The organism is Thioclava sp. F34-6, from assembly GCF_002213235.1.
Lineage (GTDB): Bacteria > Pseudomonadota > Alphaproteobacteria > Rhodobacterales > Rhodobacteraceae > Thioclava > Thioclava nitratireducens.
The window spans coordinates 120,070-137,771 of the sequence record NZ_NBOA01000005.1 but is presented as its reverse complement, the minus strand read 5'-3'; the positions used below and the strand labels follow the sequence as shown (position 1 = coordinate 137,771).

Below are 17,702 nucleotides of genomic sequence, written 5' to 3'. Positions count from 1 at the left end.
CGGTTGAGGGATGGTAGACCCAAACTTCTCACTTCTTATGGCATAGACCGATTAATCGATAAAGAACGGAACTGATGCATCTTTGCCATAACAAGGCGGGTCGGCAAAAATTCGCCTGCCGGTAGTAAAAATCTCCTCACAGCCATGTGGGAGCGGCGCGAGGCCGCGGCTCCGGGTGGAGGAAAGGCGCTGTTGCGCGCCTGCATCTTTCCTCGGGCCTCGGCTCAATTCGTTGCGCGCAGGCAACGCTTCGCTGGACAGTTGCGGGTAAGTTTGGAACATCTGGAACGAAGGGTCCGGGCAGGGGTTTAGACGCCATGACGCGCAATTTCCGTAAGATAGGGCTGGCCTTCGCGCTGGCTACGCTCGCCGCCGGCGCCCAGGCGCAAGGCACTGCCCAGATCGCCGCCCAAGGGGCCATGTCGCCATTGGCAGGGGTCGAACTCTCGGGATTCACCCAAGCTGTCGCCGAAGCCGCCGCCAAGACTCCCGCCCTCGCCGCCTTCTACGCCGCGCGCGATTACCGACCGATCTGGACCGCCGCCGGGGATGCCGACCGCCGCGCGGCCTTCATGCGTGCGCTCGACCTGTCGAGCCTGCAGGGACTTCCGACCGCGCATTACGATCCCGCGGGTCTGCGTGTCGCCTTCGCCGCCGTCCAGTCCGAGCGCCAGCGCGGTCTGCTCGAAGTGAAGATGAGCCAGATCTTCCTCGATTACGCGCATGACCTGTCGCATGGCGTGCTCGATCCGCACAGCGTGATTTCCGATATCAAGCGCGAACCCAAGCGCGCCGATCCCGAGGCCCGGATCACTGCCTTCGCGGCCTCGACGAACCCCGCGCTGTTCCTGCGCGAACTCGCTCCGCAGATGCCGCAATATGCGCAGCTCGTGAAAGCGCGTCTCGATCTGGAGCATCAGATAGAAGCGGGTGGCTGGGGGCCGACGGTGCCCGGCTCCAAACTCGAGCCCGGCGACACCGGGCCGGACGTGATCGCGCTTCGGGACCGGCTGCAGAAGATGGGCTATCTGGGCCGCACCGCCAGCGCGAGTTACGACGCCGATATGCAGAAGGCGGTGCAGGCCTACCAGGCCGATCAGGGGCTCGCGACCGACGGCATCGCCGGGCCGAGCACGCTGGGCGAGTTGAACAAGAGCCCGGAGGCGCGGATGAAATCCATCCTCGTCGCGATGGAACGTCTGCGCTGGATGAACGGCATCGATTTCTCGCAACGCTACGTCTGGGTCAACATCACCGATTTTTCGGTTCGCGTGGTCGATCATGGAAAGACCATTTTCCGCTCGGTCACGGTGGTCGGGCAGAATAGCTCGGATCGCCGCACGCCGGAGTTCTCCGACGAAATGGAGCGGATGGTCATCAACCCGGCCTGGCATGTGCCGCGCTCGATCGTGACCAAGGAATATCTGCCGAAGATGCAGCGCAATCCGAACGCGGCGAGCCAGCTTCAGTTGATCGACAGCCAAGGCCGGGTCGTGCCGCGCTCGGCGGTGAATTTCGCGGCTTATAATGCGAGCAACTTCCCCTTCGCGATGAAAGAGCCGCCATCGAGCCGCAATGCGCTCGGGCTGGTGAAATTCCTGTTCCCGAACCGCTGGAATATCTACCTGCACGACACGCCGTCGAAATCGCTCTTCCAGAAAGAGACGCGGGCGTTCAGTCACGGCTGCGTGCGCGTCGGCGACCCCTTCGATCTGGCATATACCCTTCTGAGCGCGCAAAGCGACAATCCCGAGGCGGAGTTCAAGCGCATCCTCAATTCGGGGCGCGAAACTGTGGTGCCGCTGGAAAAGCACGTTCCGGTGCACCTGACCTACTTCACCGCCTGGCCGACCGCGACCGGCCATGTCGAGTATCGCCGCGACGTCTACGGGCGTGACGCGATCCTCTTCGACGCGCTGCAAAAGGCCGGGGTGGAATTGGGTGCGCAGGACAGCTAAATCTCTGGCAACGGGGGCGGTACTCCCGCCCCCAAGCGACCATGAGAGGATCGGCCATGTCCCAGACAATCGAGCAAATCGCGAAGGCGCTGGAGGCCCGCGCCGAAGGCGACCTGACGATCGAGGTGACGGGAGCTTCCGAGCCCGCCGCTGCGGGGCCCGACCAGATCGCGCTGGCGATGAGCGAGAAATACGCCGAAGGTCTGCAAGCCGGGAAGGCCCGCGCCGCGCTGGTATGGGAAGGCGCGGATTGGCGCGCCTACGGGCTGGAGGCCGCGGTTTTCGTGACCCGGCCCCGGCTCGCGATGGCGGGGCTGTCGAAAGCCTTCGACCCGGGCCCCTCGATCGCCTCCGGCGTTCACCCCTCCTGCGTGATCGACCCGACCGCCGTGATCGGCGCGGACGCGGCCATCGGTCCGTTCACCATCGTCGGGCCGGACGTGCGGATCGGCCCGGGCGCGCGCATCGTCGGGCAGGTCACGATCGGTGAGGGCGCCCGGATCGGGGCCGAGGCGCTGATCCATGCCGGAGTGCGCATCGGCGCGCAGGTGGTGATCGGCGACCGGTTCGTCTGCCAGCCCGGCGCGGTGATCGGCTCGGACGGGTTTTCCTTCGTTACGCCCGATCCCTCCGGCGTCGAGGAAATCCGCCAAACGCTCGAGCAGCGCGAAGAGATCACCGAGCAGAAATGGACCCGCATCCATTCTCTGGGAACGGTCGAGATCGGCGACGATGTCGAGATCGGCGCCAATACCTGCATCGACCGTGGCACCGTGCGCGCGACGGCCATCGGCTCGGGCAGCAAGCTCGATAACCTCGTCCATATCGGTCACAACGTGCAGGTCGGCGAGGATTGTCTGCTCTGCGGGCAGGTCGGTGTCGCGGGCTCCACCCGGATCGGGCACCGCGTGGTGCTCGCAGGCCAATGCGGCGTGTCGGACAATATCACCGTGGGCGACGACGTGATCGCGGCGGGCGGGACCAATATCTACACCAACGTGCCGAAGGGCCGCACGATCTGGGGCAGCCCGGCGGTGAAGATGGAAACGCAGCTCGAGATCAACAAATCTCTGCGCAGACTGCCGAGATTGTTTGCGCAAATGGCCGAGCTTCGAGAAACTGTTACGAAACTCACGCAAAAAGGCGGCACGGAGTAACGCCAGACATGAGGTCAGACGTGCAAGACCAGGTTTTCTCGATCATCGCCCGCGAAGCCCTTCGTGAGCCCTCCGAGCTTTCGCCCGAAATGACCCTCGACGAATTGGGGCTCGACAGTCTCGGTCTGGTGGAGGTGATCTTCGCCATCGAAGAGACGTTTGACGTTTCGGTGCCTTTCAACGCCAACGAGCCCGCCGCCTCGCAATTCGACATGTCCTCGATCGGGGCGATCGTCGGCGCGGTGGAGCGTCTCGTCTCGGGTGGCAAACCCTCGACCGCCGTCGCCTGATGCGGCGCGTCGTCATCACGGGCGCGGGCACGATCAACGCGCTTGGAGAGGGCGTTGCGGCAACCAAGACGGCCATGGCGGAGGGGCGCAGCGGTATCGGGCCGCTCTCCTTCGCTGATGTGGAGCGGTTGAGCATTCGCATCGGCGGCCAGATCCACGGCTTCGATGCCACCAGCCGCTTCACCTCGGCGCAGCTCGCGCAATACGATCCTTTCACCCAATACGCGCTGGTCGCGGGGGCGGAGGCGATGGCTCAAGCCGGGCTTGAGCGCGCCCCCGATCCCGCGGCCTGGGGCTGCATCATCGGCACGGCGGGCGGGGGACACACCACCGCGAACAACGCCTATCGCGCTGTTTTTGCCGACCAAAAGAACCGCGTTCACCCGCTGACGGTGCCCAAGCTGATGGGCAATTCCGCGCCTTCGCATCTCTCGATCCGCTACGGGCTGCAGGGGCCGAGCTTCGCCGTCGCCACCGCCTGCGCCAGTTCGAACCACGCGATCGGCCTCGCCTTCCAGATGGTGCGTTCCGGCATGGCCGAGGGGATGCTCGCGGGCGGCTCGGAAGCGATGCTCAATTTCGGTGGGCTGAAAGCGTGGGAAGGGCTGCGGGTGATGTCGCCCGATGGCTGCCGCCCGTTTTCGGCGGATCGCAACGGCATGGTGCAGGGCGAGGGCGCGGGCGTTTTCGTGATCGAAACGCTGGAAAGCGCCGAGGCGCGCGGCGCGCGGCCCTTGGCCGAGATTGCGGGCTTCGCGATGAATTCCGATGCGCGTGACGTCGTAATGCCCTCGCGCGAGGGGGCGAGCGCGGCGATCTCAGGCGCGCTGCGCGATGCGGCTATGGCGCCTGAAGAGGTCGGCTATATCAACGCCCACGGTACCGGCACGGCGGCCAATGACCGGATCGAGACAGCCGCGATCCGCGCGGCGCTAGGTCCGACGGCCGATCAGGTCGCGGTTTCCTCGACCAAGGCGCTGCACGGCCACTGCATCGGCGGCACGGGGGCGGTGGAGCTGATCGCCTGCCTGATGGCGCTTGGCGACGGGGTGATCGCGCCCACGGCGAATTACACCACACCCGATCCCGACTGCGATCTCGATTACGTGCCCAATACCGCCCGCAAGGCACAGGTCGGCGCGGCGCTGTCCAATGCTTTCGCCTTCGGTGGGCTCAACGCGGTTCTCGCGCTGCGTGCGATATGAAAACGCCGCGCCCGGATCGGGCGCGGCGTCTTTGAACTCAAATGGTTATGAGCCAAAGCTCATCCCTCCAGCTTACTGCTGAATGCCATTTTCCTTGTTGGTTTTCACGGTTTCCTCGAAGGCCTTGGTGAAGCCCTTGAGCGAGATATCCGCTTTCACCTTCTGCTGCGGGTTGGACAGCGGCGTGATCGTGATCGTCGCCTTGCTGCCTTTCTTGAGCGAGTCCAGTTCGGCCTTGCTGACACCGAAACGGGCGAAGCAGCCCATCATCCGCGGGTCGCAGAAGGAATAGGGGTAGACCATCGGCTTGCCGCCATCGACCTGCATCACGAGGTTCTGCGACAGGAGCGTCTGGATCGGCACCATGATGGTGAGGCCGGCTGCGGCCTGGCTGCCATCGGGCAGGCCGATCACCGAGATGTCGGCCACGTTGCCGCCATTCTGGTCCTTGATCACCTGGTACATCTGGCAGGGATCCTTGCCGTCGGGCGACTTGGCGCATTGCAGCTCCCAGTCTTCGTAGGTCGCCTTGACGTAGGTCTGCGGCTCCTGCGGCTTCTGGGCCTGCTGGTCGGCGCCGGGCATGGTCGGGGCGTCCGCAGCCGCATCGGGCGCGGTCTGGCCGTCGGTCGCCTGATCGGTGTTGGTCGCATCCGCAGCCGGGGCCGTCGTGCCATCGGCGCTTGCGCCTGCGGTCGCATCCGCCGACGGGGTCGTGGAGGTGTCGCTCGACGTGGTGTCTTGTGCCCAAGCCCCGCTTGCAAGGCCGAGGGCCAGAGCGAGGGCGAGCGGTTTCGTCAGTTGAGACATATTACTCTTCTCCTGAAACGTATTGGGCGAAGGCTTAACACGGGTCCGCGGCGCTGTCAGTGATGAATTCGGCAGCCGCGCTCACGGATAGGCGGCATGCTGCCACAGTTTCGTGAGGTGCCGGGACGCGCGCGTCGGGCTGGCTGTGAGCGGGAAATGCCGAGAGGCTCAGAGGGGCGATTCATCTGCGACGGGCGCGGGTGTGACGGGGCGTTTCGGGGCCACGATAGAGGGGCTTTCCAAGCGAAAGGGGCCCGTTCAGGACCCCTTCCTTTTCCCCCTGTCGGACTGGCCGACTTCGTCATTGACGCCACGCTAGGCTGTAATTTTTCACAGGTCAACAGGCAAAGTTGAGGAAGTGTTACGCGCGGTGAGGGGATGAGGCGCGCGGCGCAATCCCTTGGCATGCAAGAAAAAGACCGCGCCGAGGAGGGCGCGGCCAGTCTGACAGGGAGGAAGTGCCCCCGTCTGCGCAAAAGCGTAACCCGAGGGCAGGATCACACTGGCGCAAAGGGGTTAAGATAGTATTGTCTGAGCCGGGATTTGTTTGGCGAGGGCGAAATGACAGGTGTTCTGACCGAAGAGGGCGTGTTCGTTGGTGGCGGCGGCGAAGGCTACGCGACCCCGCAGGAATTGAAGCTCCAATACGGCAACCGTCACGGGCTCGTGGCGGGCGCGACGGGCACCGGAAAGACGGTGACGCTGCAGATCCTCGCCGAGGGATTTTCGCAGGCGGGCGTGCCGGTCTTCATGGCCGATGTGAAGGGCGATCTTTCGGGTATCGCGGCCTCCGGCTCGACCGAGGCCAAGCTGCATGACGCCTTCATGGAGCGCGCGCAGACGATCGGCTTCGATCTGGACTACCGCGCCTATCCGACGGTCTTCTGGGACATGTTCGGCGAGAAGGGCCACCCGGTGCGCACGACCGTCTCCGAGATGGGGCCGCTGCTGCTGAGCCGGCTGCTGGGGTTGTCCGAGGCGCAGGAAGGCGCGCTTAACATCGCCTTCCATATCGCCGACAAGGAGGGGCTGGCGTTGCTCGATCTCGATGATCTGCGCGCGATGCTACGCCATATCGGCGAGCGCGCGGACGAGATCGCGCTGGAATACGGCAATGTCGGCACCGCGACGATCGGGGCGATCCAGCGCGACCTGCTGGTGCTGGAGAACCAGGGCGGCGGGCAATTCTTCGGCGAGCCGGCGCTTGACCTGACCGACCTGATCCGAGCCGATGAGAACGGGATGGGCCAGATCAACATCCTTGCTGCCGACAAGCTGATGGGAAATCCGCAGCTCTACGCCACCTTCCTTTTGTGGCTGCTTTCGGAACTGTTCGAGGAACTGCCCGAGGTCGGCAACCCGGACAAGCCGAAGCTCGTGTTCTTCTTCGACGAGGCGCACCTGCTGTTCGACGACGCGCCCAAGGCGCTGGTCGACAAGGTAGAGCAAGTGGCGCGGCTGATCCGCTCTAAGGGGGTGGGCGTGTTCTTCATCACCCAGAATCCCGGTGACGTGCCCGACGGCATTCTCAGCCAACTCGGCAACCGGGTGCAGCATGCGCTGCGGGCCTTCACCGCGAAGGATCAGCGCGACCTGCACCGCGCGGCCGAGAACTACCGCGCCAATCCGAGCTTCGACACCGAGATCGCGATAAAGGAGGTCGGCACCGGCGAGGCTGTCACCTCTTTCCTCGAGAAGAAGGGCGTGCCGGGGATGGTCGAGCGCACGCTGATCCGCCCGCCGCAATCGCGCCTCGGCCCGCTTAGCGATACCGAGCGCGCCGCGGTAATCGCGGAAAGCGGTTTGGGCGACAAGTATGACACGCCGGTGGATCGCGAGTCGGCGCAGGAAATCCTTGCCAAGCGCGCCGAACTGGCCGCGCGCGAGGCGGCGGAGGCGGAAGCGCGCGAGAAGGCCGCCAAGACCGCCGCGGGCCGCTCCGAGCTCGATGCGGGGTTCGAGAATTTCAACAACGCGCGGCGCTACGATCCGACGGCGAAGTCGAAGCCGACGCGCAGATCCTCGAGCCGATCCGATACGATACTCGAGACCTTTGGCAAGAGCCTCGCGCGTCAGCTGGGCACCAAGACGGGCCAGACGATCGTGCGCGGGGTTCTCGGCTCGCTCTTCAAGTCACGCTGAGGCTGACATCGATTTTCGGGCCAGCCGGGCTTCGGCGAGCAGGGCGATCAGCACTTCAAGATGGCGGGCGACCGAGTAGGTGGCCTCGCCCGCGCGCCGCGCCTGATCGAGCGCCATTTCCTCCGCCATCAATGCGCGCAGCGCCGCGCCGGGGCGCGGCAGCTCGCTCATCCGCATCACACGCTTGAGGTCGCGTTTACGGCTGTAATCGCTCAGTCCGAAGCGCGCGGCGCGGATCAGCAGGCGCGGGCGACGCATTCTCGCGACCCCGGCGACGGGATCGGACGCGACGCTAGCGGGTGCCGTGGTTTCGACGAGATACAGTTGAGCGGAAGGGCGGAGAGCGGGCGTGTTTTTCTGGCGAAATGCGGCGGTCATCGGAAACTCCCTTGAGGTGAGATCCCGAGCGTGACGCAGCTTCACACGGTGTTGCGCAAATTTCGGCGTCAGCGCGCGCCCGGCAAAGCTTTGTTTAGGAAGTTTAAGGAATTCTTGCTGGCGTCCCGTTTGTTAACGAACGGGTAACCAAAGCAACTCACGGTTGTTACCGGACGGACTCGCCGAGCTTTGCCCGGCGTAATCTGGGGGACAGTATGAATTCGATCGCACCGGCCCCGGCGGAACTTCCCGCCTGGCTGCCCAAACATGCCCAACTCTATCTGCGCCATGTCGAAGACGGCATTCCGATCAGGGAGTTGGCACGGGCCGAAGGCTGTGCGGCCTCGACAATCCTGCGCCGCGTGCGCCGGATCGAGGCGCGTCGGGATGATCCGCTGGTCGACGAGGCGCTGGAACGTCTCGGCCGTGCGGCCGGATCGGGCGCTGCCAATCCCTCTATCGCTCCGGGACCGACCGTGCTCCAGAAGGACACGCCCATGACTGCAGCTTTCCGCCCTAGTGAAACTCCCGCCAACGAAGAGCAACTGCGCCGCGAGACGCGCCGCATCCTGCGCCGCCTGTCCGAGCCGGGCGCGCTGTTGATCGTGGGGCGCGAGATGGACAAGGCCGTGGTGCTGCGTGGCACGGTGCGCACGGCGGTGCTGGAGCGGGCGGTGGCGCAGGCCTTCGCACTGAAGGACTGGATCGAGGTGGCCCATGAGGGGCGCGTCACCAGCTACAAGATCACGCATGCGGGGCGCGCAGCGCTGAAGCGTGTGCTAGAAGAAGAGGCGGCCGCGCGCGGGGAGACCGCCGCCAGTCCCTTCGCTGCGCAACATGGCGAGTTCGCCCAGGAGACGCGCGCCGACGCCCACGGGCACCAGCGCCGTGTGCGCGCCAATCTCGCCGAGAGCCCGCTCGCAGTGCTGGCGCGGCGGCGCGACAAGCAGGGACGGCCGTTCCTGAGCGCCGATCTGGTCGCCGCAGGCGAGCGGCTACGCGAGGATTTCGAATTGGCGCAGATGGGTCCGCGGGTCGGGCAGAACTGGGAACGCTTCCTGACCGGCGGTGGCGGGCGCGGGCAGTATCGCCCCGAACTTGCGATGGGCGGCGGCTCCGACACCGCGCGGGAGCGGGTGGCGCTGGCACTGCGCGATCTGGGGCCGGGCCTGGGCGACATGGCGCTGCGCTGCTGCTGTTTCCTCGAAGGGCTGGAGACGGCGGAGAAGCGGCTGGGCTGGTCGGCGCGGTCGGGCAAGATCGTCCTGCGGATCGCCCTGCAACGCCTCAAGCGGCATTACGACGAGACCTATGGCGGGGCCAGTCCGATGATTGGATGAGCGGTGAGGCCGTGAACGCGCAATGCGCCACCCAATGCTCAAACCTAACGGGTCGCTAAAGTTAAGGTATCACTTCAATTAAGACCCGTAGGTGACTAGAAAATATAAGAAAAGGCGCGAAAAAATTTTTCGCCGTTTTCACTGTTCGCGGGCCAACGTCTTCCTCGCTGCGAGAATTTTAATTGGAGAGTGGCCTCTTCGTATGCGTCCTTTATCAATATTTACATAAAGAGAAATTGTAAAAATATCCAAGTTTCGATAATTGAAGACTATGAATATAACGCTTCGCCAACTCACCTATCTGCGTGCGCTCGCCCAGGCGCGCTCGTTCTCGCGCGCCGCCGAACTGGTCCATGTCAGCCAACCCGCGCTCTCGGTCCAAATCCGCGAGCTGGAGGAGCAGGTCGGTCAGCCGCTGGTCGAGCGCCGCCCGCGCGACGTGCGGTTGACGCGGGCGGGTCGGCGGGTGCTGGAGACCGCCGAGCGCGTCGCGGGCGAGTTGCGCGATCTGCAGTCCGAGGCGCGGCGCGGGCTGGGGCAGATCAATCTCGGCGTGATCCCGACCATCGCGCCCTATCTGCTGCCCGCCGCCTTGCCCGGGCTGCGCGCGCAAGGGGCGCTGCGGCTGCGCGAGGCCACGACCGAGACGCTGCTGACCGAGATTGCCGAGGGCCGCCTCGATGCCGCGATCATCGCCACCCCGGCACCGGAACTGTTCGAGGTCCCGCTGTTCGAGGATCGCTTTCTGCTGGCGGGCACGCCGGACCAGCTGACGATGGTGCGCGGCCTCAGCCCGCAGGCGATCGACCCGGATCAGTTGCTGCTTCTGGATGAGGGGCATTGCCTTGCCGATCAGGCGCTCGCGCTGTGCGGGCTGACGCGGGCGGCGCAACGCATCGACCTTGGTGCGTCGTCGCTGAGCACGCTCTGTGCGCTGGCGGGGCAGGCGATGGGGCTGACGCTGGTGCCCGAGATCGCGAGCCTGCAGGAAACGCGCGCCGTCCCGACGCTCGCGCTCAGCCGTTTCGACGAGGAGCCCGCGCGGATGGTCCGGCTGGTGCGGGCCCGCGAGGTCTCCGATGCCGAGGCATGGTTCGATCCGCTGGTGCGCGTATTGCGAAAGGCGGGCGAGGGGCTGGTCGCGCAGGGGCGCAGACGGTTCTGATACCCGCCGTGCGCCCCGTGGCTTAGAGCGCCGGCCCGAAACCGGGCCGGCAGTTGGTCACGCCGCCGCTTCGGCGTTGGCGTCGACCAGCCAGTTCAAGACGGTCTCGGGCGAGGACACGCCGTAGGGATCTTCGCCGTGGTTGTCTTCGAGGCCGGGCTCCTCGAACCAGGCTTCGATCACGCCGTCATTGACGACGGCCGCATAGCGCCACGACCGCAGACCGAAGCCGAGATTGTCCTTGCGTACCAGCATGCCGACGCGGCGGGTGAACTCGCCCGAACCATCGGGGATCACCTGCACGTTCTCGAGGCCCTGCGCCTTGGCCCACTGGTTCATGACGAAGCTGTCATTGACCGACAGGCAATAGATCGCGTCGATGCCCTGTTCGGCGAAATCGTCGAAGCCCTTCTCGAAACCGGGCAGCTGGTAGGTCGAGCAGGTCGGCGTGAAGGCGCCGGGCAGCGCAAACAGCACCACGCGCTTGCCAGCGAAGAAATCCGCGGTGGTCTTGTCCTGCCAGCGGAACGGGTTCGGCCCCTCGATGCTTTCGTCGCGCACGCGGGTGTGGAAGGTGACGTCGGGCAGTTTCGAACCGGGAAGCATAGGGAGGTCTCCTTGATCGGTTGGGAAGGTTGCGTTTTGGAGAGAGGCCTGACTAACGGATGTCGCTTTCGGTCGCAATCGCTGACTTTGCAGATGCAGCATTCGCCGCGCGACCTTCACAAGAGGCCGTTGGCGGATGTCGGCGTTGCGAATGTTCGTCCCCGCTCTGTCCGCTTGCCACGGCCTCGGGCAGATCGCGCAGCCTCGCGCGGTGTGCAATACTGCCTTTGGGCCTGCGCATTTGCATCCTGCACGCAATCGGCTTATGTGACGATCAACCGCACTCCGAAAGGATGGATCATGCGCGATCTCAAGATGCCCGGTGAACGCCACCCCGAAAAGGCGCATCGCGCCGACAATGCTCAGCCCAAGAAACCCGACTGGATCCGCGTGAAAGCGCCGGTTTCGGAAGGCTACAAGAAGACGCGTGACATTCTGAAGACCAACAAGCTGGTCACCGTCTGCGAAGAGGCGGGCTGCCCGAATGTCGGCGAATGCTGGAGCCAGGGCCACGCCACCATGATGATCATGGGCGAAATCTGTACCCGTGGCTGTTCCTTCTGCAACGTGGCCACCGGTCGCCCCGACGCGCTCGACGTGTTCGAGCCGGGCCGCGTCGCCCACGCGGTCGAGACGCTGGGCCTGAACCACGTCGTGATCACCTCGGTCGACCGCGACGATCTGGACGATGGCGGGGCGGAGCATTTCGCCCAGACGATCCGCGCGATCCGTCACCGCTCGCCCGACACCACGATCGAGATCCTGACGCCGGACTTCCTCAAATGCGAGCCCGCCGCGCTGGAGAAGGTTGTCGAGGCGCGCCCCGACGTGTTCAACCACAATCTCGAAACCGTGCCGGGCCTCTATCCCGGCGTGCGCCCCGGCGCGCGCTACTTCCACTCGCTGCGTCTGCTGCAGCGCGTGAAAGAGCTGGACCCGTCGATGTTCACCAAATCGGGCATCATGGTGGGTCTGGGGGAAGAGGCGCCGCAGGTCCGTCAGGTGATGGATGACATGCGCTCGGCCGATGTCGATTTCCTGACCATCGGGCAATATCTGCAGCCGACGCCGAAGCACCACGCGGTGATGCGTTTTGTCACGCCGGAAGAGTTCCGCGACTATGAGAAAGCGGCCTACGGCAAGGGCTTCCTGATGGTCTCCGCGACGCCGCTGACCCGCTCGAGCTATCACGCGGGCGACGACTTTGCGCGGCTGCGCGAGAACCGGCTGAAGAAGCTCGGCCTGAGCTGAGCGCGCCAGAAGCGATTTGAAAGAACCCGGCCCCGGTGGCCGGGTTTTTCATTTCGCGAGTCGGGTGAGTTTTTCTCCACGCCGAACAGGTCGCGAAACTGCAGCGCATCGCGCGCGCCCTGTCTTGACGGTCTGCGACCTGCGGGCATCATCCGGGCCAAGTGATCCGGCGCGCCGATTGCCTGCGTAGCCCTGTCAGCCAAGCAAGAGGAGAGTGTCATGCGCCGCCTGCCGATCGCCTTTCTCGCATCAAGCTTCTGCGTGGGGCTGATGCCGGGCCTAGCCCCGGCCTCGATCTTCGGTGGCTGGACCGAGCAGCGGTTCTCGCTGTTTTCCTCGAATGACTGGGAACAATCGCCAAACGGCGTGGAGATGCGCTCGGACGGGGCGGTGTCGTTGATCTGGCGTGCGCTGCCTCAGGCAGATTGGGGCGCGCGCAAGGCCGCGTGGCAATGGTCGGTCAGCCAAAGCGTCCCGCCGACGAAGCTCGACCGAAAGGGCGGCGACGATCGCGACCTCTCGCTCTATTTCGTCTTCATGCCGGAGGCGGTCGCCCGGGCCAATCAGGGGGCGGGCATCCGCAAGCTTCTGGCGGTGAAGGAAGCGCGGGTGCTGATGTATGTCTGGGGTGGTGCGCATGGGCGCGGGGCGCTCTTGCCGTCGCCCTATCTGGGTGCGCGCGGCAAAACGGTGGTGCTGCGCCCGGCGGGCACCGGATCGCATTCCGAGAGCGTCGATCTGGCGCGCGACTATCAGCGCGCCTTCGGGGGCCAGCCGACGCAGCTCGTGGGGCTGGCGCTGTCAGGGGACAGCGACGACACTGACAGCGCGATCCGTGCCCGGATCTCGGGGCTGAAGCTGAACTGACCGCGCCACACGGCCTCCGGTGATTTCACACAAAAACACTGCCAAGACATGACTTTGTCGGTAACCTGTGGCAGCAAGACCCAAAAGGGGGCAGGATGGCGCTCAATTTCCGACAGTCCGAAATTCTCGAGATCGCGCGCGACGAGGGCCGTGTGGTGGTCGAAGCCTTGGCCGAACGCTTCAATGTGTCAGTCCAGACGATCCGGCGCGACCTGACGGAGCTCTCCGAAGCTGGGCATCTGGAACGCGTGCATGGCGGGGCGGTGATCCGCACCGGCGTTGTGAATTTCGCCTATGAAGAGCGCCGCCGGATGAACGAGGCGGCGAAGGCGGCGATCGGACGGGCCTGTGCGCAGGCGATCCCCGACAACAGCTCCATCGTGCTGACGCTGGGCACCACGACCGAGGCGGTGGCGCGAGAGCTTCTGCATCACCGCAACATCACCGTGGTCACGAATAACATCAATGTCGCCAATATCCTGCTGGCCAATGAGAGCTGCGATATCCTCGTCGCGGGCGGCAATCTGCGCCGCTCGGATGGCGGGCTGGTGGGTGACCTGACGGCGGATTTCATGGGCGAATTCAAAGCCGATTTCGCGGTGATCGGGACCTCCGCGCTCGATTCCGACGGCGACATGCTCGATTACGATCTCGCCGAAGTGCGCGTCAGCCGCCGGATCTTGCGGCAGGCGCGGCAGAGCTTTCTGGTGACCGACGCGTCGAAGCTGGAACGCTCCGCGCCGGTGCGGCTCGCCTCGCTCTCCGACATCGACCGGGTTTTCATCGACAAGCCCTTGCCGGATGCGCTCACGGCGCTTTGCGCGCAATGGGACACCGAGATTACCGTGGCGGGGTGAGGCTCAGCGCATCACGCGCCGCAGCCCCGTCTGCACCCGCGTGAGTTCCGGCAGATAGGTCTCTATCAGCGTCTCCGCCGGATCGGCGCTCGCCGCCATCCCGGTATTGAGCGCGGCCACGACCCGCCCATGGATGTCGTAAAGCGGCACCGCGATGGAGCGCAGCCCAATCTCCACCTCCTGATCGATCACCGCATAGCCGTCGCGGCGCACCTGATCGATGCGCGCGAGGATTTCGCCCGGATCGGTGAGGCTATAGGCCGTGCGCGGCGTCAGGTCCGAGGCCTCCACGGCTGCGCGGGCGTCCTCCGGGGGCAGGGCGGCCAGCAACACGCGCCCCATCGAGGTACAATGCGCGGGTAACCGCGAGCCCGGCATCAACCCGATCGACATCACCCGCCTCTGCGCCGCCCGCGCGAGATAGACGATTTCGGTGCCGTCGAGGATCGAGACCGAGCAGCTTTGCCCGATCCGATCGGTCAGCTGATCGAGCCACGGCTGCACGATCTGCGGCAGCGGTAGCGAGGCCAGCGCCCCCATCCCGAGCCGCAGAACCTTCGGCGTCAGCGTGAAGAACTTGCCGTCGTATTCCGCGTAGCCCTCCGCATTCAGCGTCAGCAGGCAGCGCCGCGCCGTGGCCCGGTCGAAGCCCGTCGCCTGCGCCACCTCGGCAATCGAGAGCCGCGGCGTCTCGGCCCCGAAACATTCGATGACGCGTAGTCCCTTGGCGAAAGAGGCGATGAAATCGGTCGGTTTGTTCAACATGCGAACAGGTTTTCGCGCGATGCGAACAAATGTCAAGATGCGCACGAAATCCGTGGAAAGCCGTCCCACGCAGGTCTAAATCCAAGCCCTCAGGAGGACCGCAAATGGACAAGAGACTTTCCTCGCTGACCGAGGCCGTGGCCGATATTCAAGACGGCGCCACGGTGATGGTCGGCGGTTTCGGCGGCTCGGGCGCGCCGATCGAACTGATCCACGCCCTGATCGACCGCTATCTGGAGACCGGATCGCCCAAGGGGCTGACCGTGATCAACAACAACGCAGGCAACGGCCATGTCGGCATCGCCGCGATGATCGAGCAGGGTATGGTCAAGAAGATGATCTGCTCTTTCCCGCGCTCGGCCGATCCGACGGTGTTTACCGAACGCTATCTGGCGGGCGAGATCGAGCTGGAACTGGTGCCCCAGGGCACGCTCGCCGAACGTATCCGCGCAGGCGGCGCGGGCATTCCGGCCTTCTTCACGCCGACCTCCGTGGGCACCGATCTGGCCGAGGGCAAGCCGGTGCAGCAATTCGACGGCCGCGACTACGTGATGGAGCGCTGGCTCAAGGCCGATCACGCGCTGATCAAGGCCGAGCAGGGCGACGCTCTTGGCAACCTGACCTACCGGATGGCCGCGCGGAACTTCTCGCCGCTGATGGCGACGGCGGCAGACAAGGTCGTCGTTCAGGTGAGCAAGGCGGTCGAGCCGGGCGAGATCGACCCGGAAGTCATCGTCACCCCGGGCATCTTCGTGGATGCGATCGTCGAGGTCGCCAATCCCGCCCAGGAAGAAGAGTTGAACCGCGCCGGAGCCCATCACCCATGACCCAGAAACTGAGCAATGCACAGATCGCCTGGCGCGCCGCGCAGGACATCGAGGACGGCGCCTATGTGAACCTCGGGATCGGCTTTCCCGAGATGGTCGCGCGCTTCCAGCCTGAAGGCCGCGAGGCGATCTTCCATACGGAAAACGGCGTGTTGGGCTTCGGTCGTGCGCCCGAACCCGGTCAGGAGGACTGGGACCTCATCAATGCCGGGAAAAAGGCGATCACGCTGAAGCCCGGCACCGCGTTTTTCCACCATGCCGACAGCTTCGCAATGGTGCGCGGCGGGCATCTCGACGTGGCGATCCTCGGCGCTTATCAGGTGGCCGAAACGGGCGATCTGGCGAACTGGTCGACCGGGCCGAAAGGCGTGCCGGCCGTGGGCGGGGCGATGGACCTCGTGCATGGCGCGAAACGCGTGGCTGTCATCACCGACCACGTCACCAAGAAGGGCCAGCCGAAGCTGGTGGAAAGCTGCACCTTCCCGCTGACCGGCGTGGGCTGCGTGACCCGCGTCTATACGTCGCTCGCCGTCGTGGACGTGGTCGATAGCCGCTTCGTCCTGCGTGAAAAGCTCCCCGCGATCTCGATGGAGGAGCTGCAATCCGTCACCGGCGCGACCCTCCATGTCGAGGGCGAGGTGGGTGACCTGATCTGTCCCGAGGAGTTGGCCGATGCGTGACGCTTATATCTGCGACTATATCCGAACCCCGATCGGCCGTTTCGGCGGCGCTCTGGCACCTGTCCGCGCCGACGATCTGGGGGCGATCCCGCTGAAAACTCTGATGGCGCGCAATACGGGCGTCGATTGGGAAGCGGTCGACGACGTGATCTTCGGCTGCGCCAATCAGGCGGGCGAAGACAACCGCAACGTGGCGCGGATGTCGGCGCTGCTCGCGGGTCTGCCGGTGAACGTGCCGGGGACCACGATCAACCGGCTTTGCGGCTCGGGGATGGATGCGGTCATCACAGCCGCCCGCGCGATCAAGGCGGGCGAGGCCGATCTGATGATCGCGGGCGGCGTCGAGAGCATGTCGCGCGCGCCCTTCGTGATGCCGAAAGCCGAGGCCGCCTTTAGCCGCGCCAATGCGGTCTATGACACGACCATCGGCTGGCGCTTCGTGAACAAGCTGATGAAAGAAGCCCATGGTGTCGACTCGATGCCCGAGACGGCGGAGAACGTGGCCGATGATTTCGGCGTGAGCCGCGAAGATCAGGACGCCTTCGCGGTCCGCTCGCAGGAGGCTGCGGCCAAGGCGATGGAAGCGGGCCGTCTGGCCGAGGAGATTACCCCGGTCACGATCCCGCAGCGCAAGGGAGATCCAGTCGTGGTCGACACTGACGAGCACCCGCGCCCCGGCACGACGCTTGAGGCGCTGGCCAAGCTGCGGCCCATCGTGCGCCCCGACGGCACGGTCACGGCGGGCAATGCGTCCGGCGTGAACGATGGCGCGGCGGCGCTGATCATCGCCTCCGAGGAGGCCGTGCGCAAACATGGGCTGACGCCACTGGTGAAGATCTCGGGCGGGGCCGCGGCTGGCGTGCCGCCCCGGATCATGGGCTTCGGACCCGCTCCTGCCAGCAAGAAGCTGATGGCGCGGCTGGGACTCGCTCAGGACGCCTTCGATGTTATCGAGCTGAACGAGGCCTTTGCCAGCCAAGGTCTGGCCACGCTGCGCGATCTCGGCATTGCGGATGACGATGCGCGCGTGAACCCCAATGGCGGGGCGATCGCTCTGGGGCATCCTCTGGGCATGTCGGGCGCGCGGATCACCGGCACCGCGGCGCTGGAGCTGGTGCGCCGCAAGGGCCAACGGGCGCTGGCCACGATGTGCATCGGCGTGGGTCAGGGCATCGCCGTGGCGCTGGAGGCGGTGTAACCGAGACTGCGCCCGCTACGTGCCGAAGGCGCAGGGCGTGCGCCAGTCCGTCCCGGCGGGCTGGCGCATCTGCCATTCGCGCGCCGCTCGGCGAATGGAGGGGCGGGGCGGGGATTGACCGCCCAGCCCGAGGGTCGCGTGCGCCATCCCACGGACCGGCGCACACCCTTTTCAGATGGAGCGCGTCTCTGCTTGAGCCGCCCCTC

Annotated in this window: 17 protein-coding genes; 13 read left to right on the top strand and 4 right to left on the bottom strand. The window is 65.4% G+C overall.

Translation table 11 applies throughout. From position 1 onward, the window contains the following. Positions 1-317: 317 nt before the first annotated feature. Genes B6V72_RS11875 through B6V72_RS11860 form a run of 4 tightly spaced genes read left to right on the top strand, consistent with a single transcriptional unit; the run spans position 318 to position 4,610 of the window. The gene (locus B6V72_RS11875; RefSeq protein ID WP_088735665.1) at positions 318-1,958 is read left to right on the top strand and encodes a L,D-transpeptidase family protein; all 1,641 of its coding nucleotides are present in this window, start codon (positions 318-320) and stop codon (positions 1,956-1,958) included. A 56-nt stretch (positions 1,959-2,014) separates the two neighbouring features. Continuing rightward, positions 2,015-3,115 carry a UDP-3-O-(3-hydroxymyristoyl)glucosamine N-acyltransferase gene (locus tag B6V72_RS11870; RefSeq protein ID WP_075774622.1) on the top strand — a complete coding sequence of 367 codons (1,101 nt, stop codon included), beginning with the start codon at positions 2,015-2,017 and terminating at the stop codon, positions 3,113-3,115. 8 nt (positions 3,116-3,123) lie between these two features. Then, a complete protein-coding gene (locus B6V72_RS11865; RefSeq protein WP_088735664.1) occupies positions 3,124-3,405 on the top strand; it encodes an acyl carrier protein in 282 nt (93 codons plus the stop codon). Continuing rightward, on the top strand, positions 3,405-4,610 hold the full coding sequence (locus tag B6V72_RS11860) for a beta-ketoacyl-[acyl-carrier-protein] synthase family protein (protein WP_088735663.1): 1,206 nt from the start codon (positions 3,405-3,407) through the stop codon (positions 4,608-4,610). Before B6V72_RS11865 ends, B6V72_RS11860 begins: the two co-directional genes overlap by 1 nt. A 72-nt stretch (positions 4,611-4,682) precedes the next feature. On the opposite strand, the gene B6V72_RS11855 is transcribed toward B6V72_RS11860, so the two are convergent. Then, the gene (locus B6V72_RS11855; protein WP_088735662.1) at positions 4,683-5,420 is read right to left on the bottom strand and encodes an invasion associated locus B family protein; all 738 of its coding nucleotides are present in this window, start codon (positions 5,418-5,420) and stop codon (positions 4,683-4,685) included. A 561-nt stretch (positions 5,421-5,981) separates the two neighbouring features. Between B6V72_RS11855 and B6V72_RS11850 the strand changes: the two genes are divergently transcribed. Further along, entirely contained in the window at positions 5,982-7,562 is a 1,581-nt protein-coding gene (locus tag B6V72_RS11850) for a helicase HerA-like domain-containing protein (RefSeq protein WP_088735661.1), read from the top strand. Here the strand turns inward: B6V72_RS11850 and B6V72_RS11845 are convergent. After that, positions 7,554-7,940: a DUF6477 family protein gene (locus B6V72_RS11845; RefSeq protein ID WP_346394162.1), complete on the bottom strand. Its 387-nt coding sequence runs from the start codon at positions 7,938-7,940 to the stop codon at positions 7,554-7,556. The two genes, B6V72_RS11850 and B6V72_RS11845, sit on opposite strands and share 9 nt — an antisense overlap. A 215-nt stretch (positions 7,941-8,155) precedes the next feature. On the opposite strand from B6V72_RS11845, the gene B6V72_RS11840 reads away from it, so the two are divergent. Beyond that, entirely contained in the window at positions 8,156-9,280 is a 1,125-nt protein-coding gene (locus B6V72_RS11840; RefSeq protein ID WP_088735660.1) for a DUF6456 domain-containing protein, read from the top strand. A 271-nt stretch (positions 9,281-9,551) separates the two neighbouring features. Next, positions 9,552-10,445 (top strand): hydrogen peroxide-inducible genes activator, encoded by an 894-nt coding sequence (locus B6V72_RS11835; protein WP_088735659.1) that lies wholly within the window; start codon positions 9,552-9,554, stop codon positions 10,443-10,445. A 57-nt stretch (positions 10,446-10,502) separates the two neighbouring features. On the opposite strand, the gene B6V72_RS11830 is transcribed toward B6V72_RS11835, so the two are convergent. Beyond that, on the bottom strand, positions 10,503-11,051 hold the full coding sequence (locus B6V72_RS11830) for a peroxiredoxin (RefSeq protein WP_075774627.1): 549 nt from the start codon (positions 11,049-11,051) through the stop codon (positions 10,503-10,505). Positions 11,052-11,351: 300 nt separating this feature from the next. Between B6V72_RS11830 and lipA the strand changes: the two genes are divergently transcribed. The 3 genes from lipA (at position 11,352) to B6V72_RS11815 (ending at position 14,026) form a co-directional block, all read left to right on the top strand. Further along, on the top strand, positions 11,352-12,302 hold the full coding sequence (gene lipA / locus B6V72_RS11825) for a lipoyl synthase (protein ID WP_075774628.1): 951 nt from the start codon (positions 11,352-11,354) through the stop codon (positions 12,300-12,302). A 219-nt stretch (positions 12,303-12,521) separates the two neighbouring features. Next, complete coding sequence (locus B6V72_RS11820) at positions 12,522-13,169, top strand: DUF3047 domain-containing protein (protein ID WP_088735658.1); 648 nt, start codon at positions 12,522-12,524, stop codon at positions 13,167-13,169. Between the two features lie 95 nt (positions 13,170-13,264). Beyond that, complete coding sequence (locus tag B6V72_RS11815; RefSeq protein ID WP_088718813.1) at positions 13,265-14,026, top strand: DeoR/GlpR family DNA-binding transcription regulator; 762 nt, start codon at positions 13,265-13,267, stop codon at positions 14,024-14,026. A 3-nt stretch (positions 14,027-14,029) separates the two neighbouring features. Here B6V72_RS11815 and B6V72_RS11810 read toward each other — a convergent pair whose 3' ends face one another. Continuing rightward, positions 14,030-14,791, bottom strand: coding sequence for an IclR family transcriptional regulator C-terminal domain-containing protein (locus B6V72_RS11810; protein WP_088735657.1), 762 nt, complete (start codon positions 14,789-14,791; stop codon positions 14,030-14,032). A 104-nt stretch (positions 14,792-14,895) separates the two neighbouring features. On the opposite strand from B6V72_RS11810, the gene B6V72_RS11805 reads away from it, so the two are divergent. The 3 genes from B6V72_RS11805 to pcaF are packed head-to-tail and all read left to right on the top strand — an operon-like array spanning position 14,896 to position 17,496. After that, entirely contained in the window at positions 14,896-15,618 is a 723-nt protein-coding gene (locus B6V72_RS11805) for a 3-oxoacid CoA-transferase subunit A (protein ID WP_075774632.1), read from the top strand. After that, positions 15,615-16,298 (top strand): CoA transferase subunit B, encoded by a 684-nt coding sequence (locus B6V72_RS11800; protein WP_088718810.1) that lies wholly within the window; start codon positions 15,615-15,617, stop codon positions 16,296-16,298. Before B6V72_RS11805 ends, B6V72_RS11800 begins: the two co-directional genes overlap by 4 nt. Then, positions 16,291-17,496 (top strand): 3-oxoadipyl-CoA thiolase, encoded by a 1,206-nt coding sequence (gene pcaF, locus B6V72_RS11795; RefSeq protein WP_088735656.1) that lies wholly within the window; start codon positions 16,291-16,293, stop codon positions 17,494-17,496. The genes B6V72_RS11800 and pcaF overlap by 8 nt, the downstream gene beginning before the upstream one ends. The last annotated feature ends 206 nt before the right edge of the window (positions 17,497-17,702 follow it).

Coding starts and splice junctions, on each gene's coding strand:
- B6V72_RS11875 (WP_088735665.1), top strand. CDS start 318: ATGACGCGCAATTTCCGTAAGATAGGGCTGGCCTTCGCGCTGGCTACG.
- B6V72_RS11870 (WP_075774622.1), top strand. CDS start 2,015: ATGTCCCAGACAATCGAGCAAATCGCGAAGGCGCTGGAGGCCCGCGCC.
- B6V72_RS11865 (WP_088735664.1), top strand. CDS start 3,124: ATGAGGTCAGACGTGCAAGACCAGGTTTTCTCGATCATCGCCCGCGAA.
- B6V72_RS11860 (WP_088735663.1), top strand. CDS start 3,405: ATGCGGCGCGTCGTCATCACGGGCGCGGGCACGATCAACGCGCTTGGA.
- B6V72_RS11855 (WP_088735662.1), bottom strand. CDS start 5,420: ATGTCTCAACTGACGAAACCGCTCGCCCTCGCTCTGGCCCTCGGCCTT.
- B6V72_RS11850 (WP_088735661.1), top strand. CDS start 5,982: ATGACAGGTGTTCTGACCGAAGAGGGCGTGTTCGTTGGTGGCGGCGGC.
- B6V72_RS11845 (WP_346394162.1), bottom strand. CDS start 7,940: ATGACCGCCGCATTTCGCCAGAAAAACACGCCCGCTCTCCGCCCTTCC.
- B6V72_RS11840 (WP_088735660.1), top strand. CDS start 8,156: ATGAATTCGATCGCACCGGCCCCGGCGGAACTTCCCGCCTGGCTGCCC.
- B6V72_RS11835 (WP_088735659.1), top strand. CDS start 9,552: ATGAATATAACGCTTCGCCAACTCACCTATCTGCGTGCGCTCGCCCAG.
- B6V72_RS11830 (WP_075774627.1), bottom strand. CDS start 11,051: ATGCTTCCCGGTTCGAAACTGCCCGACGTCACCTTCCACACCCGCGTG.
- lipA (WP_075774628.1), top strand. CDS start 11,352: ATGCGCGATCTCAAGATGCCCGGTGAACGCCACCCCGAAAAGGCGCAT.
- B6V72_RS11820 (WP_088735658.1), top strand. CDS start 12,522: ATGCGCCGCCTGCCGATCGCCTTTCTCGCATCAAGCTTCTGCGTGGGG.
- B6V72_RS11815 (WP_088718813.1), top strand. CDS start 13,265: ATGGCGCTCAATTTCCGACAGTCCGAAATTCTCGAGATCGCGCGCGAC.
- B6V72_RS11810 (WP_088735657.1), bottom strand. CDS start 14,791: ATGTTGAACAAACCGACCGATTTCATCGCCTCTTTCGCCAAGGGACTA.
- B6V72_RS11805 (WP_075774632.1), top strand. CDS start 14,896: ATGGACAAGAGACTTTCCTCGCTGACCGAGGCCGTGGCCGATATTCAA.
- B6V72_RS11800 (WP_088718810.1), top strand. CDS start 15,615: ATGACCCAGAAACTGAGCAATGCACAGATCGCCTGGCGCGCCGCGCAG.
- pcaF (WP_088735656.1), top strand. CDS start 16,291: ATGCGTGACGCTTATATCTGCGACTATATCCGAACCCCGATCGGCCGT.